We start from the raw sequence: 25,000 nt of genomic DNA on the forward strand, positions 1-25,000 counted from the left end.
GCGGCGGCCCCCGCGGAGGGCCGCCGGCGTGCCGACGGCGGGATCCGGGGAAAGCAGAAGGGTCCCTCTCCATGCGTACTGGAGGGGGACCCTCGCCCTTGTTAGGGCAGCGGTGGCTGGGGCCGGGGTCGAACCGGCGACCTTCCGCTTTTCAGGCGGACGCTCGTACCAACTGAGCTACCCAGCCACGAGGTTCCAGGTGGAACCTCAGCGGTCCTGACGGGATTTGAACCCGCGGCCTCCACCTTGACAGGGTGGCGAGCACTCCAAACTGCTCCACAGGACCAAGCGTGCGTGCAACAGTGTCGCACACGGTGATGCGTGCCCCCAACGGGATTCGAACCCGTGCTACCGCCTTGAAAGGGCGGCGTCCTAGGCCGCTAGACGATGAGGGCTATCGGCCCGCCTGGGCGCTTCTCAGCGCGTCGGGGACGTGAGAAGCATATGGGATGGCGGGGGGGATCGCCAAAACGGTTCACGGAGCCGTGGCGGACGGCCGCCGCGAAGGACCCGCCGGACCCGCCGGAGCCGTCGGGCCCGGCGTGGCGCCCGGCTGGTTCTCCTCGGGCAGGTGGCGGCTGACCTCGGCCGTGGCCAGACCGAGCCCGCCGAGCCTGATCGAGTCCCAGGCCTGCAGACGGTGGCCGGCGCGGTCGAAGTAGAGGATCGAGGCCTCGATCGGGTCCGGGTGCTCCCCCTCCACCGCGCGCAGGCCGCTGCCGCCGGTCGAGCCCTCGACGCGCAGCCGGGTGCCGTACGGCAGGACCTCCGTGCCCTCGTGGTGCAGGTGCCCGGCCAGGACCAGGGGGACCGTGCCGTCCGTCTCGCGGGCGGCCGAGGGCTCGTGGGCGACGGCCACGTCCACCGGGGTGCCGGCCGCCCGCTGGTCGCGCAGGGCGGTGGCCAGCCGGTCGCCCGCCAGCCGTTCGGCCGCGCCGCCGCCGGGCCGCGCGGAGCGGTCGGGGGTGAACTGCGGGTCGCCGATGCCGGCGAAGCGCAGGCCGGCGACGGTCTCCGCGCGGCCGTCGTCCAGGACGTGCACGTTCTTCATGCGCCGCAGGTACCGCTGGGTGCTGAGCGAGTCGTGGTTGCCGCGGACCCAGACGTAGGGCACGCCCAGTTCCCCGACGGGGTCCAGGAAGCCGTTCTCCGCCGCGGTGCCGTGGTCCATCGTGTCGCCGGAGTCGACGATCACGTCCACCTCGTACTGCTCCACCAGCGAGGCGATGATCTTCCAGCTGGCGGGGTTCAGGTGGATGTCCGACACGTGCAGGACCCGGATGGTGGAGGGGTCGGGGCGGTAGGCGGGGAGCGTGGACGTGACGTCGTACAGCTTGGTCACGTTCGTCACCAGGCGTGCCAGTTCCTCCTGGTAGACGTCGAACTCGGTGACGATGCTGCGCGCGTCGCCCACCAGGGACGGCGCGGAGGAGAGCAGCCCGGAGAACCGGGGCTCCAGGACCGAGTTCGGGTTCCAGGTGGCGTACGCCGACGCCCCCGAGGCCGCGAGCAGGGTGAGGGCCAGTCCGCCGGCCGCGAGGGCGCGGCGAGGGCGGCGGTAGACGGCGAGGCCGAGGGCCGTGGCTCCGGAGACCACCGCGACGCAGGAGCGCAGGGCCAGGTCGAGCGCGCCGTGCCCGACGTCGTGCGCCACCTCGTCCTGCAGCCCGGAGAGGCGTTCGGGGTGGTCGACCAGGGCCTGGGCGCGCAGGGGGTCGAGCTGGTCGACGTCGACGTCCAGGCGGACCGGGGCGACGTGGCTGTCCAGGCTCAGCGCGCCCAGCGGCGGGACGTTGATCCTGGTGCCGCCGGTGAGGGACGGGCGCAGCGCCATGGTGGTGTTCACGGGGCCGACGGGGGTGCGTACGCTCCCCACGACCAGCAGGCCCAGCCAGGCGCCGACGACCACGACCGCGCCGAGACCGAGGGCGCTCGGCCAGGCGCGGGGCCGGGCGCCGGGCCCGGGGCCGCGCCGGGGGCGGACCGCCCCGCGGGCGGGGGCGCTCGGGCGGGTGGCCGTGCGGGGGCGGCGCAGGCGGTTCCAGGTCCTGTTCGGCGTGTGGTCCGGGGGTGCGGCGGGGACGCGGGCCATTGCTGCCGTATGCCCGGGGCCCCACCGGGACATGCGGGGTGCCGGTACGCACCGGTTCGCCGCGCCCCTGCGGCGGTGCCGTGCCCGACAATGGCGGTGTGCTGGAAATGACGCGCGAGGAGTTCGAGGAACTGGTCGCCGAGGCGCTGGACCGGATCCCGCCGGAGCTGACGCGGCTGATGGACAACGTCGCGGTGTTCGTCGAGGACGAACCGCCGGCCGGCGATCCCGGGCTGCTCGGGCTGTACGAGGGGACCCCGCTGACCGAGCGGGGGGAGTGGTACGCGGGCGTGCTGCCGGACCGGATCACCGTCTACCGGGGGCCGACGCTGCGGATGTGCGGGACGCGGGAGGAGGTCGTCGCCGAGACGGAGGTCACCGTGGTCCATGAGATCGCCCACCACTTCGGCATCGACGACGCCCGGCTGCACGCCCTCGGGTACGGCTGACGGGCGGACCGGCCGGGGTCCGCTTCGGCCGGGGCGCGTGTCCTCCTGCGCGCGGCGGGAGTTGGGGAGGTTGACTCCTGTCCCTTGCCCTGCGGAGGTGGCCGCGTGCGCCCCTTGTACGTACCCGTTCGTCTGGCCGTCACGGTGCTGGCCCTCTCGGCTGCCGCCGGCTGCGTGGACGTGGGCGACGACGCCGGCCGGGCCGGGCCCTCGCACTCGGCGGGGCGGCACGCCGTCGACGCGCCCGGTGACGTGCCGGTGAAGGGCGTCGGCGGTGCCGGCGACATCGGCCCGCCGGGCGTCGGCGGGCACGGGCGCCGCGGCCGGGCGAAGCCCGCGAAGCCGGCGCCGACCGAGGCCGCGCCGTCCGGCGCGGACACCGGATCGGCGCCGCCGTCGAAGGCGGGGGCGACCGTCCGGCCCGGTGACCCGGCGCCGACGGAGCGGCAGCCGCTCCCGCCGGTGACCTCGGCCCCGCCCGAGCCGCCGGCGCCCACCCCGCCCCCGCCGGCCTCCCCGCCGCCGTCGGCCGAGCCGTCGTCCTCGGCGCACGAGGACCCGGCGCCGCAACTGGTCCAGCGGGAGCCGGCACCGGCGGCGGGGAGGCCGGCGTGAAGGCCCGGCCGATGGACGCGACCCGGGGGTGCGACCCGGGGGTGCGGCCCGGCGGCGCGACCCGGACCGCGTGGCCCCGAACACGTGTTGACCTGGGACGACGGGACCCGGTTTGCCTTCAGGGGGGATGAGTGCGTATGGTGGCAGATCGTTTGATCCCATTTGCCCGGCGCCACCGCAGAGCGCGCCGTGTGGCGCGTACTCTCCCTTGCCGTGGCGGACCGCATTGAGGCGGTCGTATGCGAATCACGGAGTTGACGGGCGCGTGCCGAAGAGACTCCGGAAGGTTTCACATACGCATGTCCGTGTCCAGTACTGACCAGATCGTCGTGTCCGAGAACGAGATCGACACCGCACTCGTCGAGACGACGACCGAGGTCACCGAGGTCCCCGAGACCGCTGACACCCCCCAGACCACCTTCGCCGACCTCGGCCTGCCCGAGGGCATCGTGCGCAAGCTCGCGCAGAACGGCGTCACCGCCCCCTTCCCGATCCAGGCGGCGACCATCCCGGACGCCCTGGCCGGCAAGGACATCCTCGGCCGCGGCCGCACCGGCTCCGGCAAGACCCTCTCCTTCGGTCTGCCGACCCTGGCCCTGCTGGCCGGCGGACGCACCGAGCGGAAGCGGCCCCGCGCCGTCATCCTCACCCCGACCCGCGAGCTGGCCATGCAGGTCGCCGACGCGCTCCAGCCCTACGGTGACGTCCTCGGCCTGAAGATGAAGGTCGTCTGCGGCGGCACGTCGATGGGCAACCAGATCTACGCCCTGGAGCGCGGCGTCGACGTCCTCGTCGCCACCCCGGGCCGGCTGCGCGACATCATCAACCGCGGTGCCTGCTCCCTGGAGGACGTGCGGATCACCGTCCTGGACGAGGCCGACCAGATGTCCGACCTCGGCTTCCTGCCCGAGGTCACCGAGCTGCTCGACCAGGTCCCCGCGGGCGGCCAGCGGATGCTGTTCTCCGCGACCATGGAGAACGAGATCAAGACCCTGGTCGACCGCTACCTGCACAGCCCCGCCTCCCACGAGGTGGACGCGGCCCAGGGCGCGGTGACGACCATGTCGCACCACATCCTCATCGTGAAGCCCAAGGACAAGGCGCCGGTCACGGCCGCGATCGCCTCCCGCAAGGGCCGCACGATCATCTTCGTCCGCACCCAGCTGGGCGCCGACCGCGTCGCCGAGCAGCTGCGGGACGCGGGCGTGAAGGCGGACGCGCTGCACGGCGGCATGACCCAGGGCGCGCGCACGCGGACCCTGGCGGACTTCAAGGACGGGTACGTCAACGTCCTGGTCGCCACCGACGTCGCCGCGCGCGGCATCCACGTGGACGGCATCGACCTGGTCCTGAACGTGGACCCGGCCGGCGACCACAAGGACTACCTGCACCGGGCCGGCCGCACGGCACGCGCCGGGCGCACCGGCACGGTCGTCTCCCTGTCGCTGCCGCACCAGCGCCGCCAGATCTTCCGCCTGATGGAGGACGCCGGCGTCGACGCGGCCCGGCACATCGTCCAGGGCGGCGCGGCCTTCGACCCGGAGGTCGCCGAGATCACCGGCGCCCGGTCCATGACCGAGGTGCAGGCCGAGTCCGCGAACAACGCGGCCCAGCAGGCCGAGCGCGAGGTCGCCCAGCTCACCAAGGAGCTGGAGCGGGCCCAGCGCCGCGCCACCGAGCTGCGCGAGGAGGCCGACCGGCTGGTCGCCCGGGCCGCCCGCGAGCGCGGCGAGGAGCCCGGGGCGGCGGTGGCCGAGGTCCAGGCGCCCGTGGAGCAGCCCGCGGCCGAGGCACCGGTCGCCGAGCAGCCGGTGGCGGCGGCGGTGGAGACCGTGCGCGAGGAGCGTCCGGCGGCGGCGCCGTACGAGCGCCGCGAACGGCGGGGCTTCGAGCGCCGTGACGACCGGCGCGACGACCGCCGTGACGAGCGCCGTCCGTTCGACCGGGACCGTGACGACCGTGGCGGCCGTTCCTTCGAACGTCGTGACGACCGGCGCGACGACCGCCGGGACGACCGCCGTCCGTTCGACCGTGACGAGCGCCGTCCGTTCGACCGGGACCGGGGCGAGCGCGGCTTCGACCGCCGTGACGACCGGGGCGGCCGTTCCTTCGAGCGCCGTGACGAGCGCCGTCCGTTCGACCGGGACCGCGCCGACCGCGGTGGCCGCGGCTTCGAGCGCCGTGACGACCGGGGCGGCCGTTCCTTCGAGCGCCGTGACGACCGGCGCGACGACCGCCGGGACGACCGACGTCCGTTCGACCGTGACGAGCGCCGTCCGTTCGACCGCGACCGCGCCGACCGGACCGGGGCCGACCGCGGTGGCCGTTCCTTCGAGCGCCGTGACGACCGGGGCGGCTTCCGCCGCGACGAGCGCGGTGGGCACCGGGGCAGCGACCGCCCGTTCAACCGCGACCGCCGGGACGACCGCCCGGGCTTCCGCCCCGGCGGACACGACCGCCCCTACGGCCGTCGTGACGACCACCGCGGCACCGGCTCCTTCGGCCGCCGCGAGGACAAGCCGCGCTGGAAGCGCAACGGCTGACGCCTGCCAGGGCCCGGCCGGACCCGGCCGGCCCCGGCTCACAGGGCCCGTACGACTCGTTCGTGCGGGCCCTGTGCCGTACCCGGCGGTGCCCTGTGCCGTGAGACGGGTGCCCGGCTCCGCGAACGGTCCGCCGGCCGCCCGCCGGTCACCCGTTCATCCCGGACCCGCCGTGACGCATGTCACGCCTCCGGTAAGGGAATCGCTGGGTGCATGACGGATGACGCGGGAGCGGACGGCGCCCGGGGCCCCTCGGACGAGGAGCGGCTCGCCCAGCTCGGCTACACCCAGGTCCTGGCCCGCCGCATGTCGGCGTTCTCGAACTACGCGGTCTCCTTCACCATCATCTCGGTCCTGTCGGGCTGCCTGACCCTGTACCTCTTCGGCATGGTCACCGGCGGCCCCGCGGTGATCACCTGGGGCTGGGTCGTGGTCGGCCTGATGACGCTGTTCGTCGGTGCCTCGATGGCCGAGATCTGCTCGGCGTACCCCACGTCGGCGGGCCTGTACTTCTGGGCGCACCGTCTGGCGCCGCCCCGTTCGGCGGCGGTCTGGGCGTGGTTCACGGGCTGGTTCAACGTGCTGGGCCAGGTGGCGGTGACGGCCGGCATCGACTTCGGCGCGGCCTCCTTCCTCGGCGCCTACCTGAACCTCCAGTTCGGCTTCGGGGTCACCCCCGGCCGCACGGTGCTGCTGTTCGCGGCCATCCTGGTGCTGCACGGCCTGCTGAACACCTTCGGCGTCCGCATCGTGGCGTTCCTCAACACCGTGAGCGTGTGGTGGCACGTGTTCGGGGTCGCGGTCATCGTCGGCGCGCTGGTCCTGGTCCCCGACCACCACCGGTCGGCGTCCTTCGTGTTCACCGCATTCGTCAACGAGACGGGCTGGGGCAGCGGCCCCTACGTCGCCCTGCTCGGCCTGCTGATGGCCCAGTACACCTTCACCGGGTACGACGCCTCCGCCCACATGACCGAGGAGACCCGCGACGCGTCCACGGCGGGCCCGAAGGGCATCGTCCGCTCGATCTGGACGTCCTGGATCGCGGGCTTCGTCCTGCTCCTCGGCTTCACCTTCGCCATCCAGTCGTACGACCGGGAACTGGCCTCCCCGACCGGCGCGCCCCCGGCGCAGATCCTCCTGGACGCCCTCGGTGCCACGGCCGGCAGGCTGCTCCTGCTCGTGGTGATCGGTGCCCAGCTCTTCTGCGGCATGGCCTCCGTGACCGCCAACAGCCGCATGATCTACGCCTTCTCCCGCGACGGCGCGCTGCCCTTCTCCCGCGTGTGGCACACGGTCGGCCCGCGCACCCGCACCCCCGTGGCGGCGGTCTGGCTGGCCGCGCTGGGTGCCCTGGCGCTGGGCCTGCCCTACCTCATCAACTCGACGGCGTACGCGGCGGTGACGTCGATCGCGGTGATCGGCCTCTACATCGCCTACGTCATCCCGACGTTCCTGCGCCTCCGCAGGGGCACCGCCTTCGCCCGCGGCCCCTGGCACCTGGGGCGCTGGTCGGGTCCGGTGGGGACGGTGTCGGTGGCCTGGGTCGCCGTGATCACGGTCCTCTTCATGCTCCCGCAGGTCTCCCCGGTCACCTGGAAGACCTTCAACTACGCCCCGTTCGCCGTCCTGGTCGTCCTGGGCTTCGCCGCGGCCTGGTGGCTGGCCTCGGCGCGCCACTGGTTCCTCCGCCGCGCCCCCGAGCCCGCTCCCGAATCGGCCGAAAAGTGACCGCGTCCCGCCCCGGTCCGTCACCCGACGCGGCCGGGACCCCGATACCCGATCGGAGACCGGGCCTGCTCCGGTTATGCTCGGACAGGCAACAGTGCCTGGGCCCTTAGCTCAATTGGCAGAGCAGTGGACTTTTAATCCATTGGTTGTGGGTTCGAGTCCCACAGGGCCTACGGCTGCGGAGGAGGGGCGGTCCCTCCGACCGCCGTGCGGCGCCCGCGTCGGCTTCGGCCGGCTCGGGCGCCGTTCCCGTCCCGCGCGGCCCGCCCGCAGCTCCGCCGGCCCGGTCATCCCGGTCGGCTCGTCAGTCCGGTCAGCTCGTCCAGGGGCAGTGTGTGCCGGGTCTGCAGGACCTTCGCCCTGAGGTAGCGGACGTTGTGGGCCGTGGTGAAGACACCGGTCGGCACCCGGTCGCGCACGGTGACGCCGAGGGCGCGCAACTGCTCGGCCTTGTCGGGGTTGTTGGACAGCAGGTCCAGCTCACCGACGCCGAGGGCACGCAGCATCTGCGCGGCGGCCGTGTAGTCGCGGGCGTCCTCCGGCAGGCCGAGAGCGGCGTTCGCCTCGTAGGTGTCCAGGCCCTGGTCCTGCAGGGCGTAGGCGTCGAGCTTGTTGTAGAGACCGATGCCGCGGCCCTCCTGGCGGAGGTAGAGCAGGACGCCCCCGCGGCCGGCGATCCGTTCGGCCGCCTCGCGCAGTTGGGGTCCGCAGTCGCAGCGGGCCGAGCCGAAGACGTCCCCGGTCAGGCACTCCGAGTGCAGCCGGACCAGCAGGACGGCGCCGGGGTCGGGGTCGCCGAGGACGGCGGCCACGTGCTCGCGGCCGTCGACCAGGCCGTGGAAGGTGACGAGTTCGGCGTCGACGCGGTAGCCGTCGTGGAAGCGCAGCGGTACCCGGACGCGGGCGCGCGGCGTGGCGGCGGGGATGTCGGGCATAGGGGCCTCCGGATCCGTGTTCTGCGGCCATCTGCTTCAGGTTTGAAGCAGACCTCCGGTCGGGGACCCTACCTCATGCTTGAAAATTAAAGCGATGATGGTCCCCCGTTGCCCCGGCACGCCCGCCGACGGGCCCGGCGGCACGTCGGAAGGCCTGCCGCTGGATCGCCACGCCCTCCCGCCACGGCCGCGGTGCGACCCGCGGCCATAGTGGTGCGGGCCCATGCGGGCCCATGCGGATCCGGGCGATCCGGGCGGTGTGGGCGTTCGTGGTCGTGGTCGTGGTCGTGACCGGGGTCGGCGAGGGGGGGGGGCTGCCCCCGACGTCGGCCGGTCCGCCGTCAGACCGCGCCGGGACCCGCCGTGCCGCGTACGTCCCCGGCCGTGTGACGGCGGGAGCGGCAGGAGGGGCGGGGAGCGGCAGGAAGGGCAGGAGTGGCGGGAAGGGCGGGAGTGGCCGGGGCGGCGGGGCCTAGCGGGGCGGTGGGGGTGGGCAGGGGGAGGAGCGGCGGCGCCACGGGACCCCCTCCGGGGTGCCGCCCGCGTCATCGCCCTGCAGTCCGCGTGCCACCCCGGCGCAGATCTCCTCCAGTTGCCGCACCTGCTCGGGGGTGAGCCGGTCGAAGAGGGCCGTGCGGACCGTCGCCACGTGGCCGGGTGCCGTGCGCTCCAGGGTGGCCGCCCCCTCGTCGGTCAGCACCGCGAGGCTGCCGCGCCCGTCCCCGGGGCAGTCCTCCCGGCGCACCAGCCCGTCCCGTTCCAGCCGGGTCACCGCGTACGTCAGCCTGCTGCGCGTGATCTTCAGCCTCTCGGCGAGGTCGGTCATGCGCAACCGCCGGCCGGCCGCCTCCGACAGGTGGGCCAGCACGGAGTAGAACAGGTGGGGCATGCCGGCCTCCCGCTGGAGCTGCCGGTCGACCGCGTCCTCCAGCAACTGGGAGGCGGCGAGGTAGGCGCGCCAGGCGCGCTGCTCCTCGGGAGTGAGCCAGCGGGTCGTCATGCCACCAGTGTAGGTTTGCTTAAAACTTGAACCAAACAGTCCGGTCAGTCCGCCAGCCCGTGGAGAGAGCGCCGATGTCCCTGCCGTACGTCCTGCTGTCCGCCGCCGTCTCCCTCGACGGCCACCTGGACGACACCGGCCCCGAACGGCTCCTGCTCTCCAGCCCGGCCGACTTCGACCGCGTCGACGCGGTACGGGCCTCGGCCGACGCCATCCTGATCGGCGCCGGCACGCTGCGCGCCGACAACCCGCGCCTGCTGGTGAACTCCGCCGAGCGCCGCGCGGCCCGGGTGGCGGCGGGCGAGCCGGAGTACCCGCTGAAGGTCACCGTCACCGCCACCGGCGACCTCGACCCGGACGCGCGCTTCTGGCACACGGGCGGCGAGAAGCTCGTCTACACCACCGACCGGGGCGCCGCGCGGGCCGCCCGCGCCCTCGGCCGCACCGCCGACGTCGTCCCGCTCGGCCCCGGCCTCGACTGGCGCGCCCTGCTGGAGCACCTGCACGACGCGCGCGGGGTGCGGCGCCTGATGGTGGAGGGCGGCGGCACCGTCCACACCCAGCTCCTCCAGCAGGGGCTCGCCGACGAACTCCAGCTGGTCCTCGCCCCGCTGTTCGTCGGCGACCCGGCCGCGCCGCGCCTGTTCGGCCCGGGGGCGTACCAGGCCGGCCGCCTGCGCCTCGTCGAGACCCGCCGCATCGAGGACGTCGTCCTCATGCGCTACGAGCCCACCGCCCCCGGGGCCGGCCCCCTGCCCGCCGCCGCCGACCGGCACTGGCTGCGCACCGCCTGCGACCTGGCCGCCCTGTGCCCGCCCTCGCGGACGGCGTTCAGCGTCGGCGCGGTGGTCGTCGCCGCCGACGGCACGGAGCTGGCCCGCGGGCACTCCCGCGAGGGCGGTGACCCCGTGGTCCACGCCGAGGAGGCCGCCCTCGCCAAGCTCTCCCCGGCGGACCCGCGACTGGCCGGCGCCACGGTCTACAGCAGTCTGGAGCCCTGCTCCCGCCGCGCCTCCCGGCCCGCGCCCTGCGCCGAGCTGATCCTGCGCGCGGGCGTGCGCCGGGTGGTCACGGCCTGGCGGGAGCCGGACACCTTCGTGACGGCGGCCGACGGGGCCGGGGTCCTGGCGGACGCGGGCGCGCGGGTCGTCCTGCTGCCCGAGTACGAGGCACCGGCCAAGGCGCCCAACGCCCACCTGCTGGGCTGACCGGGCACCCGGGAGGCGCTCCCGGGGAAGCCGTGTGCGACCACCCCCGCGGATGGCGTATGCTTGAGACACAACGACGCGGGGTGGAGCAGCTCGGTAGCTCGCTGGGCTCATAACCCAGAGGTCGCAGGTTCAAATCCTGTCCCCGCTACTGAAGGCTCAGGGCCGGGATCCAGTACATGGATCCCGGCCCTGAGTGTTTGTGCTGTTCCCCGTGCGGACCCCCTTCCCGCGCGCTCCCGGCCCGCCGGGAGGGTGAGGAGTGGCGTGCGTCACAGTCGGTCGTCCACTCGGCCCACAGCGCTCGCCCGCCCTCCCCGCCCCCGCCACGCTGGAGCCACGTCGAGGACACGGGAGACGAGCGGTGCGCCCTGGTGAGGTGGACGAGAGCCGGTACGCCAGGGCCGGTGACGGGCTGCCCGGCGACCCCGGTCCCGGTCCGCACGCCGGGCCCTCGCCCGTCCCGCCGGACACCGGCCGTCCTCCCCGCCGCCGCCGCCCGTCCCCGCGCGCCCTGGCCCGCGCCCTGCCCGCGCTGCTGATCGCCGGCGGGATCCTGTCCGCCCTCCTCGTCCCGCGCGGCTTCGTCGCGGTCCCCTCCCTCACGGCCGCCCCCCTGGTCGCCGCGCCGCTGTCCTCCCTGCGCGCCACGGTCCTCACGGGCCTGGCCGCCCTGGCCATCACCGCCGCCGTGCACGCCCACGCCGGCCCGCGCGCGGACGCCGGCGCGGCCACCGGGGTCGTCACCGTGGCCACGGTCGCCGTGCTGGCCGCCGCCATCAACCGCGTCGTGCGCCGGGGCGACCGCCGGCTCGCCTCCGCCCGCGAGATCGCCGAGGCCGCCCAGCGGGCCGTACTGCCCGAACCCGCGGCCCGGATCGGCGGCTTCGACGTCGCGGCCCGCTACGAGGCGGCGCAGGCGGACGCCTCCATCGGCGGCGACCTGTACGCGGTCCAGGACAGCCCGCACGGCGTGCGGCTCATCGTCGGTGACGTGCGCGGCAAGGGCATGGGCGCGGTCGCGGTCGTCGCCGTGGTGATCGGGGCCTTCCGGGAGGCCGCCGAGCAGGAGCCCTCGCTGGCGGCGGTGGCCGAACGGCTGGAGCGGGCGCTGGCCCGAGAGGGCGCCCGACGGCAGGGGACCGACGCCTTCGAGGGCTTCACCACCGCCGTCCTCGCCGAACTCCCGCACGGCGGGGCGAGCGTCCGCATCGTGAGCCGCGGCCACCCGCCGCCCCTGCTGCTGCACGCCGACGGCACCCTGCGCAGCCTGACCGTGCCCGAGCCCGCGCTGCCGCTCGGCATGGGCGACCTGGGCCGGTGGCCCGACCGTGCGGTGGAGGCCGGCTTCCCGCGCGGCGCCACCCTGCTGCTGTACACCGACGGCCTGTCCGAGGCGCGGGACGCCCGCGGCCGGTTCTACGACCCCGAGCTGCGGCTCGCGGGCCGCGTCTTCCCCGACCCGGGCGCCCTCCTCGGCCGGCTCGCCGCCGAGGTGCGCCGGCACTCCGCGGGCGGCATGACGGACGACATGGCGCTCCTCGCCGTACGACGGCCCTGACCGCACGGCGCCCGGCCGTACGACGGCCACGGCCGCACGGCCGCACGGAGGATCGTCACGCCCTGTGACCGTTCGGCAGCCGTGCGCATCACATCTGAGTAACCGTCAAAACCGCCGGGACTCCTGAACGGTGGTCGACTCGCCCGCCTTCCTCCCTTCCTGGCGCGTACGTCCACCCCGGAAACGTCAACGAGTGGGCCGAACGGCTTGGAATCTGGCGGCAGGGTCTATTAACGTTCGATAACGCAGCGCGGTCGTCCCAGCCGTCACAAGAGACGGCTCCGCGCGCACGCGCCGAATCCCGCGAGGGAACCGGGGAACCACCACCTTGGGGTGAATCACGCGGATGCCGTCGTGAACTCGTCGAGTCCACGACAGGTATACGCGCGTAGGAGACCTTCCTGCTCCGAACCCGTCAGCTAACCCGGTAGGCGGAGGAAGGAAAGGAGCACGCCCGCGTGGCGTCCAACCGGCCTGCCCCCCAAACCCCGTACCCGCCGGCTCCGCACGAGTCCGCGGCCTTCGGCCACGGCGAGTACCGCGCCGACGAGGGGCCGTGGGAGGAGTGGAACCCCACCGAGGACTCCGTCCGCCCGGTACGCGGCCGGCACCGCGTGGCCAAGCAGCGCGGCGGCGGACTCGCCCGCAGCTCCACCGTCCTCGGCGTCGGCGTGATCGCCGCCGTCGGCGCCGGCGGCATGGCCAGCGCCAGCACCGGCAAGCCGCCGGTGTCCATCTCCCTGCCGGACCTGCCCTCGGTCGGCTCCCTGTTCGGCGACGACTCCTCCGACGCGCCCGCCGCGGACACGCTCGGCGGCGTCGGCACCGCCTCCGCCGCCGACGGCCAGGGCACCTCCGACGCGGGGGAGGCCCTGCGCAACCGGATCATGGCCCAGGCCGAGCGGCAGCAGAGCGCGGCGAACGACAAGGCCACCGCGGCCGCCGTCGCCGCCGTCCAGAAGCAGACCGCGGACGCGGCCGCCGAGGCGGAGAAGGAAGCCGCCTCCCAGGCCGCCGCGGCCAAGGAGAAGGCGGAGGCCGCCGCCGAGAAGAAGGCCGAGCAGGCGCGCCTGGCCGAGCTGGCCAAGCGGTACACGCTGCCCACCTCGTCGTACACGATCACCTCGACCTTCGGCCAGGCCGGCTCGATGTGGTCCTCCGGCTACCACACCGGCCTCGACTTCGCCGCCCCCACCGGCACGCTCATCAAGGCCGTCCACGGCGGCACCGTCACCGAGGCCGGCTGGGCCGGCTCCTACGGTTACCGGACCATCCTGACCCTGGACGACGGCACGGAGCTGTGGTTCTGCCACCAGTCCTCGATCAGCGTCTCCGTCGGCCAGAAGGTCGGCACCGGTGACGTCATCGGCCGCGTCGGCGCCACCGGCAACGTCACCGGCCCGCACCTGCACCTGGAGGTCCACCCCGGTGGCCAGGCCACCGGCATCGACCCGATGGCGTGGCTGCGCGGCAAGGGCCTCACCCCCTGACGAGCCCCGTCCGGCGGGCCCGTGAGCCCTGAGGAGCGGGCGGGCCCTTCCCCGGGTGCACCCGCGGGCCCCCGGCGGTCCCGACGGCACCCCCGTCGTCAGGGCCGCCGGTCGCGTCCGCACACCGTTCGCGCCGGGACCGGAATGCGCGGCCGGCGGACGATCGTTGAACAGAGGCATGACTGTTCCTCTGCGCAAACTCGGCTCCTCCGACCTCGAGGTCTTCCCGCTCGCCCTCGGCGGCAACGTCTTCGGCTGGACCGCCGACGAGGAGACCTCCTTCGCCGTCCTCGACGCCTACGCGGCCGCCGGCGGCAACTTCGTCGACACCGCCGACTCCTATTCGGCGTGGATCGAGGGCAACCGGGGCGGCGAGTCCGAGACCATCATCGGCAGGTGGGTCAGGGCCCGCGGCAACCGCTCCGACGTCGTCATCGCGACCAAGGTCAGCCAGCACCCCCGGTACCGGGGCCTGTCCGCCGCGAACATCAAGGCCGCCGCCGACGCCTCCCTGCGCCGCCTGGACACCGACTACATCGACCTCTACTACACCCACTTCGACCAGCCCGAGGTGCCGGTCGAGGAGATCATCGGCGCCCTCGACGAGCTGGTGCGGGCGGGCAAGGTCCGGCACATCGCCGCCTCCAACATCAGCCCCGAGCGCCTGCGGGCCTCCCTCGACCTCTCCGACCGCGAGGGCCTCGCCCGCTACGTCGCCCTCCAGCCCCACTACAACCTGGTCTCCCGCGACACCTACGAGGGCCCCCTGCGGGACCTCGCGGCCCGGGAGGGCCTCGCCTCGGTTCCGTACTTCGCCCTCGCGTCCGGCTTCCTCACCGGCAAGTACCGCCCCGGCGCCACGGTCGACAGCGCCCGTGCCGGCCGGGCCGCCCAGTACCTCGGCTCCGAGCGCGGCCGGAACGTCCTCACGGCCCTGGACGAGATCGCCACCGCCCACGGGGCCCCGGTGGCCGCGGTCGCCCTCGCCTGGCTCGCGGCCCAGCCCACGGTCGCGGCCCCCATCGCCTCGGCCCGGACGGTCGACCAGCTCCCCGCCCTGCTGGGCATGACCGGCCTGACCCTGCCGGAGGAGGACCTGCGCAGGCTGACCGAGGCGTCGGCGTAGCCCTTCCCGCCCCCGGCCCGCTAGGACTTGTACGGGTTGTAGGCGGGGTGCCCGTACGGCACCGCCGGGTACCCGTACGGCACCGCCGGGTACCCGTACGGCGTCCAGTACGCCGTGGGCGGGGGCACCGGGGCGGAGGCCCGGGCCGCGTACTCCAGCGACGGCCGGGCCGCCGCCCTCCGCCCCCACAGTTCCGCCAGCAGTTCCCGCTCCCGTACGGCGAAGTCGCCGCCGGCCCGCCCCTTTCGCGCCCGGTGCCGCAGGAACGCCAGCGAGGTGGCGCACGCCTCGTACCGCGCCACGTCGCGCGCCGCCGGCCGGCCCCCGAAGTGGTGCCCGGCGTACTCCCGGGCCATCCGGCGCGCCCGCATCGACCCCAGGGCGAACGGTTCGGCCGGCCCCAGCCACCCGGCGTGCGCGTACGCCGGCAGCTCCTCCCGCACGGTCCGCAGTTCCCGCTGCCGGGTCCAGACGGCCAGCCAGGTCAGCAAGCCGAACGCGGGCACCATGAAGGCGGCGTAGACGGCGAAGAACCCGAACCGGCCCAGGGCCGAGGAGCCGTTCCAGAGGGCGTGCGTGCCCATCGCGAGCAGCAGCCCGCCGAGCGGGACCAGGGCGCGCCGGGCGTGCTGCCGCTCTGCGGACTGCGCGGCGACGCCGAAGCCGATGCCGGTGAGCACGGTGAACAGCGGGTGCGCAAACGGGGACATCACGATGCGCACGAAGAAGGTGGCGGCGGTGACGGAGGCGATGCCGCGGTCGCCGGTGAGCTGGTCGGTGCCGAAGGCCGTGCCCAGGTAGAGGATGTTCTCGGTGAACGCGAACCCGGTGGCGGTGACCCCGGCTATCACCACGCCGTCCACGATGCCGGTGAAGTCCCGCCTGCGGAAGAGGAAGACCAGCAGCACGGCGGCGGCCTTGGCGGACTCCTCCACGACGGGCGCTATGACGGTCGCGCCGAGGGTGTCGGCGCCGGCCGGGTCGGCGGTCGCGGTGGCTATCCACCGGGTGGCGAAGCTGTTGGCGACGATGGCCACCAGCGCCGCCGCGCAGGCGCCCCAGGCGAACGCGAAGACCAGGTTGCGCCAGGGGCCCGGCTCGACCCGGTCCAGCCACCGGAAGGCGGCCAGCAGCCACGGCACGGGCAGCACGGCCAGGCCGAGGCCGACGAGGAAGCCCTCGGTGCCGGTCTGCCGGCGCACCAGCGCCAGGATCACCAGCCCGGACAGCGCCAGCAGCGTGATCAGGGCGCCGTAGCGCGCCCAGGGGCGCTGCCACCAGTGCGGGTGTCGCAGTGCTCCGCCACCGGAGCCGGGCGGGTACGTCGGGTACGTCGGGTACGTCGGGTACGTCGGGTACGGAGGACTGGTGGCCACGGCACCGACCCTAACGGTGACCGGACGAGGGGGGGCGGCCGTTGTCGGCCGCTACCGGTCGCGGTGCGGTACGCGCCGGAAGAGCAGGTCGTTGACGACGTGTCCCTTGTCCAGTCCCTGCCCCTCGAAGCGGGTCAGCGGCCGGAAGGCGGGGCGCGGCGCGAATCCGCCGTCGGCCCGGGTGTTCTCGAAGTCCGGGTGCGCGGTCAGCACGTCCAGCATCTGCTCGGCGTACGGCTCCCAGTCGGTCGCGCAGTGCACGATCGCGCCGGGCTTCAGCCGGGTGGCGGCCAGGGTGAGGAACTCGGGCTGGATCAACCGCCGCTTGTGGTGCCGCTTCTTGGGCCAGGGGTCGGGGAAGTAGACGCGCAGGCCGTCGAGGGAGCCGGGGGCGAGCATCTCCCTGAGCAGGATGATCGCGTCGCCGTTGCCCACGCGGATGTTGGACAGCCCGTCGCGGTGGGCGAGGTTCAGCAGGTTCCCCTGGCCGGGGGTGTGCACGTCCACGGCCAGGATGTTGGTGCCGGGGTCCTCTGCGGCCATCTGCGCGGTGGCCTCGCCCATCCCGAAGCCGATCTCCAGGACGACGGGCCCGTCGTTGCCGAACAGCTCCGCGAGGTCGATGACCCGCTGCCCGTCGATGTCCAGCCCCCACAGGGGCCACAGCCGCTGCAGCGCCTCGGCCTGCCCGGCCGTCACCCGGCTGCGCCGCGGCTGGAAGCTCCGGATCCGCCGCTCGAAGTGCGACCCGGCCGGATCGGCCCTGGGCCCGTCCGGGAACCGCGGTTCCCCCCTGTCCCGGCCGTGCCGGACGGACACACCGGGGGCGTGCGGGGACGACGGCCCGCCGGAGGCGGACCGGGGGGCGTCGGGGAGATCGAGGGAGTCAGACACAGTGCCCCGATTTTACGGCGCCCGCCACCCGCGGCCGACCGGGCCGGGCGGGACGGGACCGCGCCCGCGGGCCCGCACGGGTCCCGCGGGCCGAAGGCCGCGGTGCCCCGGGGTCCGTCCCGCCGCGCGGGGGCCCCTCACGAGGGGCCGAGCAGGGCCAGTGCCCGGCGCCCGATCTCCCTGCCGATGGGCAGGGACGCGGTGGCCGCGGGGGAGGGCGCGTTCAGCACGTGCACGGCCCGCTCCCCCTCCCGGATCAGGAAGTCGTCCACCAGCGTCCCGTCCCGCAGCACCGCCTGTGCCCGCACCCCGGCGGGGGCCCGCACCAGGTCCCCCTCCCGCACCGCGGGCAGCAGTCTGCGCACCGCCGCCAGGAACGCCCCCTTGGACACCGACCGCCGCAGCTCCCCCGCCCCGTACCGCCAGTGCCGCCGGGCGATCGCCCACGATCCCGGCCACGCCGCCGTCGCGGCCAGCTCCCGGGGCCGTACGACCCCCCAGCCGTACCCCTCCCGGGCCAGCGCCGGCACCGCGTTGGGCCCGATGTGCACGCCCCCGTCGATGCCCCTGGTCAGGTGCACCCCGAGGAACGGGAAGGCCGGGTCCGGCACCGGGTACACCAGCCCCCGCACCAGCTCGGGCCGCGCCAGCTCGTAGTACTCCCCGCGGAACGGCACGATCCGCACGCCCGGTTCGTCACCGGTCAGCCGCGCCACCTCGTCGCAGTGCAGCCCGGCGCAGTTGACCAGCACGCGCCCGCGCACGACGTCCCCGCCCGCGGTCAGCACGGCCACTCCGCGCTCCGGCCGCCGGTCCACCCGGACGACCCGGGCCCCGTACCGGATGTCCGCGCCCGAGGCCCGCGCGAGCTGCCGTGCGACGGCGACGAAGTCGCACACGCCGGTGGTGCCGACGTGTATCGCGGCCAGCCCCCGCACCTCCGGCTCGTACTCGGCGATCTGCGCGGATCCCAGCTCGCGCACCGGGATCCCGTTCTCCCGGCCGCGCTGCACGAGCGCGTGCAGCCGCGGCAGCTCCGCCCGCTCGGTGGCGACGATCAGTTTGCCGGTGACGGCGTGCGCGATGCCGTACTCGGTGCAGAACTTCTGCATCTCGGCGGCGCCCCGCACCGCGTACCGCGCCTTGAGGGAGCCGGGCCGGTAGTAGATCCCGCTGTGCACGACCCCGCTGTTGCGCCCCGTCTGGTGCCGGGCCGGCCCCGGTTCCTTCTCCAGCACGGTCACCCGCGTCCCGGGAGCGGCACGCGTGATCGCGTACGCCGTGGACAGCCCGACGATCCCCCCACCGACCACGAGCACATCGCAGTCGTACCCGCCCGCCCGCACGTGCACCACCTCCCGTCTCGATAGTGCACTGCGCCACTGACAACGCGTTCAAACGCAGGGGCGGGTACGGCACCGGAACGGGTGCGGCCGACGGTGTCTAGGCCGGAGCCATCAGCAGGGGCCGGGCCCGCTCCCGCAACTCCACCACCTGCGGCTCGTCCCCGTACGGCTCCAGCCGGTGCAGCAGGTCCCTGACGTACTCGGTGGTCCGCGCCGAGGAGATGCGCCCGGCCACCTCCACGGCGCGCACCCCCTGCTCGCAGGCCGCGTCCAGGTTCCCCGACTCCAGTTCGGCGACCGCGGAGACCACCAGGCGCAGTCCGTGCGACCGCACGAACTCCTCCGTCGGCCTGGAGAGGGCCTGCTCGGTGAACCGCCGCACCTGGCGCGGTGCCTTCAGGTCGCGGTAGCACTCGGCCGCGTCGGCCGCGAACCGGTCGTAGCCGTAGAAACCGAGCCACGACGGGTCGCTGTCGCCCTCCCGCGAGCGCTCGAGCCACGCCTCGGCGGCCTTCAGGGCGGCGCCCGCCGCCTGCGCGTCCCCCGCGCGCGCGTGCGCCCGCGCCTCGACCAGCCGGAAGAAGCTCATGGTGCGGGCGGTGGCCAGTCCCCGGTTGCGTTCCACGGCGGCCTGCGCGAGGTCCACGCCCTCGTCGCCGAAGCCCCGGTAGGTCGCCTGCAGCGACATGGAGGCCAGCACGTAACCCCCGAGGGGGACGTCCGCGGCGGCGCGGGCCAGGCGCAGCGCCTGGATGTAGTACCGCTGGGCGGCCTCCTGCTGGCCGGTGTCGAAGGCCATCCAGCCGGCCAGCCGGGTCAGTTCGGCGCTCGCGCCGAACAGGGCGCGGCCCACCTCGTCGGAGTAGCAGCCGAGCAGCAGCGGCGCCGCCTCCACCCGCAGGCACTCCGGCACCATCGACGAACGCCAGTCGCCGCCCCCGTACTTGGAGTCCCAGCGCCTGGCGTCCTCGGCGGCCTCCCGCAGCTTCCGCACGTCGCTGTGGCCGACTTTGAGCGGTGCGCCGGAACCCTCGGCGGGGGTCCCCTCGCGCGCGACCGAACTGTCGGCGGGGGTTATCAGCCAGCGTGAGGCGGGCGTCGCGTACGCGCTGACCGCGAACGACCCGGCGAGCGACTGCCAGATGCCGCCGGAGCCGGCCCGGCGGCCGGCGAGGTCGAGCCGGTACAGCTCGGTGGCCGACTTCACCGCCTGCGCGACGTCCCTGGGGAAGGCGAGACCCACTTCGGGGGCGGGATCCGCGTCCGCCAGGCCGATCTCGTGGAGCGGCACCGGGCGGCCGAGCTTCTGGCCGATGGCGGCGGCGATGAGGTGCGGCGCCGCTCCCTGCGGCACCATCCCCTTCGACACCCAGCGCGCCACCGACGTCTTGTCGTAGCGAAGTGTCAACCCGCGTTGGGCGCCAAGGTCGTTGACGCGCCGGGCGAGTCCTGCGTTGCTGATTCCCGCGAGGGCGAGAACGGCGCCGAGTTTTTCGTTCGGCCCGCGTTGCTCCCTGGACATTGCGCCACCCCTCGACACAGACGGCTGCCGCGCTGGCATAACCGTGCGGCATTCGTAAACCCAGCGTAGTTCGCCGCATCCCAAGCGTTAAGGGGCATTGTTCCGGATGGCGGGATTGTGGTCCGTGCGGAGGCGCGGGCCTGTACGCACCGTGCACACGCCGTCGCGTCGTGCCCCCGGCCGTGTGGCCGTGCGCCCGCCCGTGCGCTCTTCTCCGGCCAGGGAGGGGAGCGGTTCCATGGCTCCTGCGTGGGTCGGCCCGCTGTACTGGATCCAGCGGGCTGGGGGACACCGCCGCCTTCATCCCCGCGGGTGGCGGACCGGTCCGGGAGGCGCTGCCCGCCTCCCGGACCGCGCGCGTGTCCGCGTCGCCGCGCCTTCCGCAGGCCTGTACGGAGCGTGCTCGAATCCGCTGACGCCGCGCTGATTTGGCCGAAAGCAGTCGCTGTCTCAGGCCAGTGATTCCCTCCTCCATCACGGGAGTTGAGGGAGCGAAGGGAGTTTTTGGGGCGCAAATCGGGGGCGCATTCGTATCGCACCGACATCGCCCCGACAGCGCGCCGATGCCGCGGGAAAGCCGCGCGGAGATCACATCTCCGTCGTGCCGCAAGGGCGTTCCACCGCCCACCGCCCGGCCCTTCCCCCGGTCGAACGCGGCGCCGCCGTCCCTCGGCGGCCCGCTCTTCATGGCAGCATGGGGACCGGTTCATGCGGTGCACTGGTTTGTCCACGGTCTGTGGAGGCGTCGATGCGGTGGTTGGTGGGGTGGAGCAGCGCCGCCGCGGGCATCACCGGGCTGGGTTCCGCCGGTGCCACCGGTCCCGACGGCGAGACGCTGCAACCGGTCGGCTCCCAGCTCCTGTGGGGCGACCCCGACCCGCTGTGGGCCGTCGGCGACTGGCGGCCGGACGAGGTCCGCGTGGTGGTGGCCGACACGCAGAACCGGATCGCCGTCCTCGGCACCTGCGGTGCCTCCGACGAGGACCTGCGGCGCGCCCTGTTCACCGCGCGCGGGGGCGCACTGCGGCACCTGACGACCTGGCCCGGCAGCTACACGGCCGTCGTCCAGGTGGGCCGCCGCCTGACCGTCTGCGGCGATCTCGCCGGCGCCCGCCCGGTGTTCCACACCCCCTGGGCCAGCGGCACCGCCTACGCCACGGCCGCGCTGCCGCTCGCCGACCTCGTCGAGGCCAACCTCGACTTCGGCCACCTGGCGGCCCTGCTCGCCGCCCCCGAGGTGCCGGCCGCGCTGCGCGACACCACCCCCTACGAGGGCGTACGGCGCATCCCGCCGGGGCACGCGCTGGTCCTGCGGGGCGGGGCGCGCGAAGTCGTCGGCTACGAGCCGGTCGCCTCCCTCGCGGTCGCCGCGTCCCCGGCCGACCCGGACCGCGCGGTGGACGGCATACGGGACGCCCTGGTGGAGGCCGTGCGCGCGCGCCTGTCGGCACCCCGGCACGTGCCCGAGCTGGACCCCGGGCCGGTGCCCGGCATGGGCCCCGCCGAGCGGCGGGCCGCGCGCGGGATGCCGGTGCCGGGCATCGGCGCCGACCTCTCCGGCGGCTCCGCCTCCGCCACCCTGGCCCTGCTCGCCGCCGGACTGCCCGGCCGGCCCGGCACGCTCCTGGGCCACGGCACGGGCGCGGGCGAGCGGCTGCTCGCCGTCACCTTCAACGATCTGGCCGTCGGCGGCCACGAGGCCGAACTGGAGCGCGCCGGCACCCTCGCGGCCAACCCCCGCCTGCACCACGTCGTGGTGACCGGCGGCGAGGAGACCCTGCCGTACGCCGACCTCGACGGCCCCCTCACCGACGAACCGGGCCCCTCCCTGGTGACGGCGGTCCGGCACCGCGCCCGGCTCGCCGCAGGCAGCGCCGACCACTTCGTCGGGCACGGCGCCCGCCAGGTCCTGGACGCCCACCCCGCCCGCCTCGCGGACCTCCTGATGGACCGCAAACGGCGCCACCTGGTCCGGCCGGTCGCCGCGCTCACCCGGGCCGACGGCTCGGTGATGGTCCCCGCGCGCGTGTACGGCGCGGCCCGGCGACTGGCCCGCACCCCGTACCGGGCGGGCCTGGAGCTGCTCGCCGAGCGGCTGATGCGGCGCCGCTTCGACGAGCCCCACGGTGCGCTGGACGCGTCCCTCGCCGCGCTGACCTGGGCGAGACCCGGCTCGGCGGCGCGCTGGCTGACGGGGGAGGCACTCGCTGAAGTATCGGTTCTGCTCCAGGGGGAGGCGGTCCGCTCCTCGATGGGCTCCGTCCAGCGCCCCGGCGAGTTCCGCGCGCGGGCGGTCCTCGCCCGGCACGCCGCCGACCTGCGGGTGCTGGAGCAGGCCGCCGAGATCCGCTCCCAGCGCCTGCACGCGCCCTTCCTCGACAACCAGGTCGTCCGGGCCTGCCGCGCCCTCCCGGAGGCCCTGCGCGTCCAGCCCGGCGCCCGCGCCGCCGTCCTGCGCACGGTCCTGGAGGGCGCCGGCGTCACCGACCTGCCGCCCGGCTGGGGCGTCCCCTCCCACGCGACCTCGGCGGCCGCCGTGCGCGCGGGCCTGCGGATGGCCGCCGACTCCCTGGTCGACCTCTTCTCCACCCCCCTGCTCGCGGAGGCCGGCCTGGTCGAGGCCCGCGTGGTCCGCAAGGCGCTGCGCGCCGCGGCGGCGGGCGAACCACTCCCCCTGGACGGCCTGGCCGACCTGGTCTCCCTCGAACTCTGGCTCCACCGCCTCCTGGCCCGCCGAGGCACCTGCTGGACGGGAACCCCGTCCCGCGTCCGCGCGGTGCCCGCCGGGATAGCGCCGCGGCGGGGAGCGCTGACGCCGGGGGTGTGAGGGACGGGGAGGCGGTGCGGCGCCGGTCCGCGTGACCGGGTCCCGGCCCCGCCCGGCCTCCGGGCGCCTTCCCCCGGCTCTCCGTCCGGCCCGGTCGCGCCGTCGAGCGGCCCGCGGCGTCCGGGCCACGGGCGGTGCGCCGGCTGGTGGCGGCCCGGAGGCGTCGACGGCCCCGCGCCGACGCCCCGCGCCGACGTCCCGGACCGACGGCGCCGTGCGCCGGACAGCACGGCTAGCGGCAGGTGAACCGGGACTCCGCCCAGTCGGCCGGCACCGCCCGGCCAGGGGCGTCGCCGCGCGGTTCCACGACGAGCCGTACGGTCCTCCGCCCGGTCACGTCCACCCGGACGGGCACGGCCGCGTCCCCGCCCCGCACCGTCGCGGACCGCCACAGCCGGACCCCGTCCGCGTGGACCGAGAAGGAGACCCCGCCGGGACCGGGACCCATGTCGTCCACACCGGCCAGGGCGTCGTAGGCGGTGCACCGGCGGTTGAGGTCGATGGTGACGGTGGACTCGCCGCTCACGGTGGCGCCGCGCGCGTACTGCTTGCCGCCGACCGACATGCCGTAGCGCTGCCAGATCCAACTGCTCCCGCGCAGCCGGATCTCGGGTCCGGTGCCGTCGCCGTCGACGTCGTAGTGGATCTCGCTCATCTCGTAGACGGCGGGAGCCGGTGAGGGCGCCGACGGGGGAGCGGGCGGGGGAGCGGGCGTCGGGGCGGACCCGGACGTCGGCTCCGGGTCCGGTACGGGAGTGGAGCCGGCGTCCGGGCCGGAGGCGCCCGTGGGCGTGGGCACGGGTCGGGGCGTGCCCACGGACGGGGCGGGTCCGGGCGCGGGCCCGTGCTTCGGCGCGGGGGCAGGCGTACGAACCGGCTCGGGGCCGAGGGCCACGGACCGGGGGACGGAGGGCTTCCCCGGCGGTGGCGGTGCGGGGGCCGGCGTCCGCGGCCGGACGGCCGGCGCGGCGGGTGACGGCCCGGCCGGCGCCTTGGCCGGGGAGCCGTCGTCCACCAGGGCCAGGGCCACCGCGGCGACGGCCACCGCGACCATCCCGGCCGCGATGCCCGCCTTCACCGGCGCCCCCAGTGCCGCGGGGACCGCCGCGCCACCGCCCGCACCGGCACCGCCCGAGGACCCGGGTGCCGCGGCGGCACCCGCGGCACCCGCTCCGGCGCCTCCGGCGACGATCCCCAGCGCCTTCGCGTACCCGGCGGTGCCGAACCAGCCGATGACCGCGACCGGGACGACGGCGGGGATGGCGCTCGCCACCTCTTCGAGCTGCGCCACCGCCAACCGGCACCGGGCGCACGCGTCGAGGTGCTTGCGCAGGTCGCGCTCGGCGCGGACGCGCAGCTTGCGGCGGGCGTGGGCGCCGAGCCGGCCGGCGTGGCGGGCGCACTCCCCGCCCGCGGCGAGGGCCGCGCTCACGTGGGCCTGGAGGTAGGCCTGCCGCAGGCCCTCACGGGCCCGGCTCGCCAGCACCCGGGTGCCGTTGGCGTCCAGCCCGAACAGCACGGCCACCTCGCCCGGCGACTCGTCCTCGACCTCGGTGTGCCACAGCACGGCCTGCCAGCGCTCGGGCAGCGAGCGGAAGGCCCGCATGGCCATGGACTGCTCCGCCTCGTGCAGGGCGCGCACGTCGGCGCCCGGGTCCAGGGCGTCGTCGCCGGGAGCCCCGGGCCCGCGCGAAGCCCGCTCGGCGAAGACGGCGAAGTCGTCCACGAGCTGCTCACGCCCGGCGGACCTCGTCCAGCGCGCGGCGACGTGCCGCACGCAGGTCAGCAGGTAGGCCCGCACGGCGTACTCGGGCCCCGAGCCGCCCCGCACCGCCTGCAGCGTGCGGGCGAACACCTCGGCGGTCAGGTCGTCCGCGGTGTGCGGGTCACGGCAGCAGGTGCGGGCGTAGCGGCGCACCGCGTCGGCGTGGCGCCGGTACAGCTCCTCGTACGCGGAGTCGTCCCCCGCGCGCAGCCGCTGGATCAGCTCACCGTCGGCGGGCGGCACCCCCCGGGGCGGCACCCCGCCGTCGCGCCGGACCGGTGCCCCGCCCTCGGACCGCTCACGTGGCCCGGCCCGGCGAGGCGCACCGGTCCGGCCGTCCTGGGCGGGCACCTGCGGCGAGGCCGGCCCCCCGGTTCCCGGACCTCCGTCACCGCGCGTCTCCCCCCACCCGTCAGCGCCCATCGCGGAAGTCCCCCGCCGCCGGCCCAGCCCAATCCGTCACCGACGCACCCTGTCACGTCCCTCCCACCAGCCCTCCGGCGCCAATGGAAACCACCCGTTC

17 protein-coding genes, 5 tRNA genes and 1 riboswitch are annotated in these 25,000 nt (G+C 75.2%); of the genes, 11 read left to right on the forward strand and 11 right to left on the reverse strand.

Annotation, left to right across the window (positions count from 1 at the left end):
• Window positions 1-113 precede the first annotated feature (113 nt).
• The 4 genes from QQY24_RS16935 to QQY24_RS16950 all read right to left on the reverse strand — a co-directional run bounded on the left by QQY24_RS16935 (window position 114) and on the right by QQY24_RS16950 (window position 2,092).
• Window positions 114-187: transfer RNA gene (locus QQY24_RS16935), tRNA-Phe, on the reverse strand.
• Window positions 188-211: 24 nt separating this feature from the next.
• Window positions 212-286, reverse strand: a tRNA-Asp gene (locus tag QQY24_RS16940).
• A 36-nt stretch (window positions 287-322) separates the two neighbouring features.
• Window positions 323-395 (reverse strand) — tRNA-Glu (locus QQY24_RS16945).
• 80 nt (window positions 396-475) lie between these two features.
• Window positions 476-2,092, reverse strand: coding sequence for a metallophosphoesterase (locus QQY24_RS16950; protein WP_301973530.1), 1,617 nt, complete (start codon window positions 2,090-2,092; stop codon window positions 476-478).
• 98 nt (window positions 2,093-2,190) lie between these two features.
• Here QQY24_RS16950 and QQY24_RS16955 point away from each other — a divergent pair, with 98 nt between their 5' ends.
• From QQY24_RS16955 to QQY24_RS16975, 5 genes are all read left to right on the forward strand, one after another.
• Window positions 2,191-2,541: a metallopeptidase family protein gene (locus QQY24_RS16955; protein ID WP_301973531.1), complete on the forward strand. Its 351-nt coding sequence runs from the start codon at window positions 2,191-2,193 to the stop codon at window positions 2,539-2,541.
• Between the two features lie 105 nt (window positions 2,542-2,646).
• Window positions 2,647-3,156 carry a hypothetical protein gene (locus tag QQY24_RS16960; protein ID WP_301973532.1) on the forward strand — a complete coding sequence of 170 codons (510 nt, stop codon included), beginning with the start codon at window positions 2,647-2,649 and terminating at the stop codon, window positions 3,154-3,156.
• A 299-nt stretch (window positions 3,157-3,455) separates the two neighbouring features.
• Window positions 3,456-5,699: a DEAD/DEAH box helicase gene (locus tag QQY24_RS16965; RefSeq protein WP_301973533.1), complete on the forward strand. Its 2,244-nt coding sequence runs from the start codon at window positions 3,456-3,458 to the stop codon at window positions 5,697-5,699.
• Window positions 5,700-5,912: 213 nt separating this feature from the next.
• A complete protein-coding gene (locus QQY24_RS16970; RefSeq protein ID WP_301973534.1) occupies window positions 5,913-7,427 on the forward strand; it encodes an amino acid permease in 1,515 nt (504 codons plus the stop codon).
• A gap of 100 nt (window positions 7,428-7,527) precedes the next feature.
• Window positions 7,528-7,600, forward strand: a tRNA-Lys gene (locus QQY24_RS16975).
• Between the two features lie 114 nt (window positions 7,601-7,714).
• On the opposite strand, the gene ribA is transcribed toward QQY24_RS16975, so the two are convergent.
• Both ribA and QQY24_RS16985 read right to left on the reverse strand, forming a co-directional pair.
• Window positions 7,715-8,362: a GTP cyclohydrolase II gene (ribA, locus tag QQY24_RS16980; protein ID WP_301973535.1), complete on the reverse strand. Its 648-nt coding sequence runs from the start codon at window positions 8,360-8,362 to the stop codon at window positions 7,715-7,717.
• 472 nt (window positions 8,363-8,834) lie between these two features.
• Window positions 8,835-9,362, reverse strand: coding sequence for a MarR family winged helix-turn-helix transcriptional regulator (locus tag QQY24_RS16985; RefSeq protein WP_301973536.1), 528 nt, complete (start codon window positions 9,360-9,362; stop codon window positions 8,835-8,837).
• Window positions 9,363-9,436: 74 nt separating this feature from the next.
• Here QQY24_RS16985 and QQY24_RS16990 point away from each other — a divergent pair, with 74 nt between their 5' ends.
• From QQY24_RS16990 to QQY24_RS17010, 5 genes are all read left to right on the forward strand, one after another.
• On the forward strand, window positions 9,437-10,570 hold the full coding sequence (locus tag QQY24_RS16990; RefSeq protein ID WP_301973537.1) for a dihydrofolate reductase family protein: 1,134 nt from the start codon (window positions 9,437-9,439) through the stop codon (window positions 10,568-10,570).
• 77 nt (window positions 10,571-10,647) lie between these two features.
• Window positions 10,648-10,721, forward strand: a tRNA-Met gene (locus QQY24_RS16995).
• Window positions 10,722-10,934: 213 nt separating this feature from the next.
• The gene (locus tag QQY24_RS17000) at window positions 10,935-12,131 is read left to right on the forward strand and encodes a PP2C family protein-serine/threonine phosphatase (RefSeq protein ID WP_301973538.1); all 1,197 of its coding nucleotides are present in this window, start codon (window positions 10,935-10,937) and stop codon (window positions 12,129-12,131) included.
• Between the two features lie 282 nt (window positions 12,132-12,413).
• Window positions 12,414-12,582, forward strand: a riboswitch (cyclic di-AMP (ydaO/yuaA leader).
• A 7-nt stretch (window positions 12,583-12,589) separates the two neighbouring features.
• A complete protein-coding gene (locus tag QQY24_RS17005; RefSeq protein WP_301973539.1) occupies window positions 12,590-13,621 on the forward strand; it encodes a M23 family metallopeptidase in 1,032 nt (343 codons plus the stop codon).
• A 178-nt stretch (window positions 13,622-13,799) separates the two neighbouring features.
• Window positions 13,800-14,747, forward strand: coding sequence for an aldo/keto reductase (locus QQY24_RS17010; RefSeq protein ID WP_301973540.1), 948 nt, complete (start codon window positions 13,800-13,802; stop codon window positions 14,745-14,747).
• 20 nt (window positions 14,748-14,767) lie between these two features.
• Here QQY24_RS17010 and QQY24_RS17015 read toward each other — a convergent pair whose 3' ends face one another.
• From QQY24_RS17015 to QQY24_RS17030, 4 genes are all read right to left on the reverse strand, one after another.
• A complete protein-coding gene (locus QQY24_RS17015; protein ID WP_301973541.1) occupies window positions 14,768-16,123 on the reverse strand; it encodes a PrsW family intramembrane metalloprotease in 1,356 nt (451 codons plus the stop codon).
• A 51-nt stretch (window positions 16,124-16,174) separates the two neighbouring features.
• The gene (gene trmB, locus QQY24_RS17020) at window positions 16,175-17,017 is read right to left on the reverse strand and encodes a tRNA (guanosine(46)-N7)-methyltransferase TrmB (RefSeq protein ID WP_301973542.1); all 843 of its coding nucleotides are present in this window, start codon (window positions 17,015-17,017) and stop codon (window positions 16,175-16,177) included.
• A gap of 137 nt (window positions 17,018-17,154) precedes the next feature.
• Window positions 17,155-18,372: an L-2-hydroxyglutarate oxidase gene (gene lhgO, locus QQY24_RS17025; protein ID WP_301973543.1), complete on the reverse strand. Its 1,218-nt coding sequence runs from the start codon at window positions 18,370-18,372 to the stop codon at window positions 17,155-17,157.
• Window positions 18,373-18,460: 88 nt separating this feature from the next.
• Entirely contained in the window at window positions 18,461-19,885 is a 1,425-nt protein-coding gene (locus tag QQY24_RS17030; protein WP_301973544.1) for an MFS transporter, read from the reverse strand.
• A gap of 748 nt (window positions 19,886-20,633) precedes the next feature.
• Between QQY24_RS17030 and QQY24_RS17035 the strand changes: the two genes are divergently transcribed.
• Window positions 20,634-22,712, forward strand: a complete 2,079-nt coding sequence (locus QQY24_RS17035) for an asparagine synthase-related protein (RefSeq protein WP_301973545.1) — start codon at window positions 20,634-20,636, stop codon at window positions 22,710-22,712.
• 232 nt (window positions 22,713-22,944) lie between these two features.
• Here the strand turns inward: QQY24_RS17035 and QQY24_RS17040 are convergent, their stop codons facing one another.
• On the reverse strand, window positions 22,945-24,900 hold the full coding sequence (locus QQY24_RS17040; RefSeq protein ID WP_301973546.1) for a sigma-70 family RNA polymerase sigma factor: 1,956 nt from the start codon (window positions 24,898-24,900) through the stop codon (window positions 22,945-22,947).
• Window positions 24,901-25,000 lie beyond the last annotated feature (100 nt).

Source organism: Streptomyces sp. TG1A-8 (genome assembly GCF_030499535.1).
GTDB lineage: Bacteria > Actinomycetota > Actinomycetes > Streptomycetales > Streptomycetaceae > Streptomyces.

Coding starts and splice junctions, on each gene's coding strand:
- QQY24_RS16950 (WP_301973530.1), bottom strand. CDS start 2,092: ATGGCCCGCGTCCCCGCCGCACCCCCGGACCACACGCCGAACAGGACC.
- QQY24_RS16965 (WP_301973533.1), top strand. CDS start 3,456: ATGTCCGTGTCCAGTACTGACCAGATCGTCGTGTCCGAGAACGAGATC.
- QQY24_RS16970 (WP_301973534.1), top strand. CDS start 5,913: ATGACGGATGACGCGGGAGCGGACGGCGCCCGGGGCCCCTCGGACGAG.
- ribA (WP_301973535.1), bottom strand. CDS start 8,362: ATGCCCGACATCCCCGCCGCCACGCCGCGCGCCCGCGTCCGGGTACCG.
- QQY24_RS16985 (WP_301973536.1), bottom strand. CDS start 9,362: ATGACGACCCGCTGGCTCACTCCCGAGGAGCAGCGCGCCTGGCGCGCC.
- QQY24_RS16990 (WP_301973537.1), top strand. CDS start 9,437: ATGTCCCTGCCGTACGTCCTGCTGTCCGCCGCCGTCTCCCTCGACGGC.
- QQY24_RS17010 (WP_301973540.1), top strand. CDS start 13,800: ATGACTGTTCCTCTGCGCAAACTCGGCTCCTCCGACCTCGAGGTCTTC.
- QQY24_RS17030 (WP_301973544.1), bottom strand. CDS start 19,885: ATGTCCAGGGAGCAACGCGGGCCGAACGAAAAACTCGGCGCCGTTCTC.
- QQY24_RS17035 (WP_301973545.1), top strand. CDS start 20,634: ATGCGGTGGTTGGTGGGGTGGAGCAGCGCCGCCGCGGGCATCACCGGG.
- QQY24_RS17040 (WP_301973546.1), bottom strand. CDS start 24,900: ATGGGCGCTGACGGGTGGGGGGAGACGCGCGGTGACGGAGGTCCGGGA.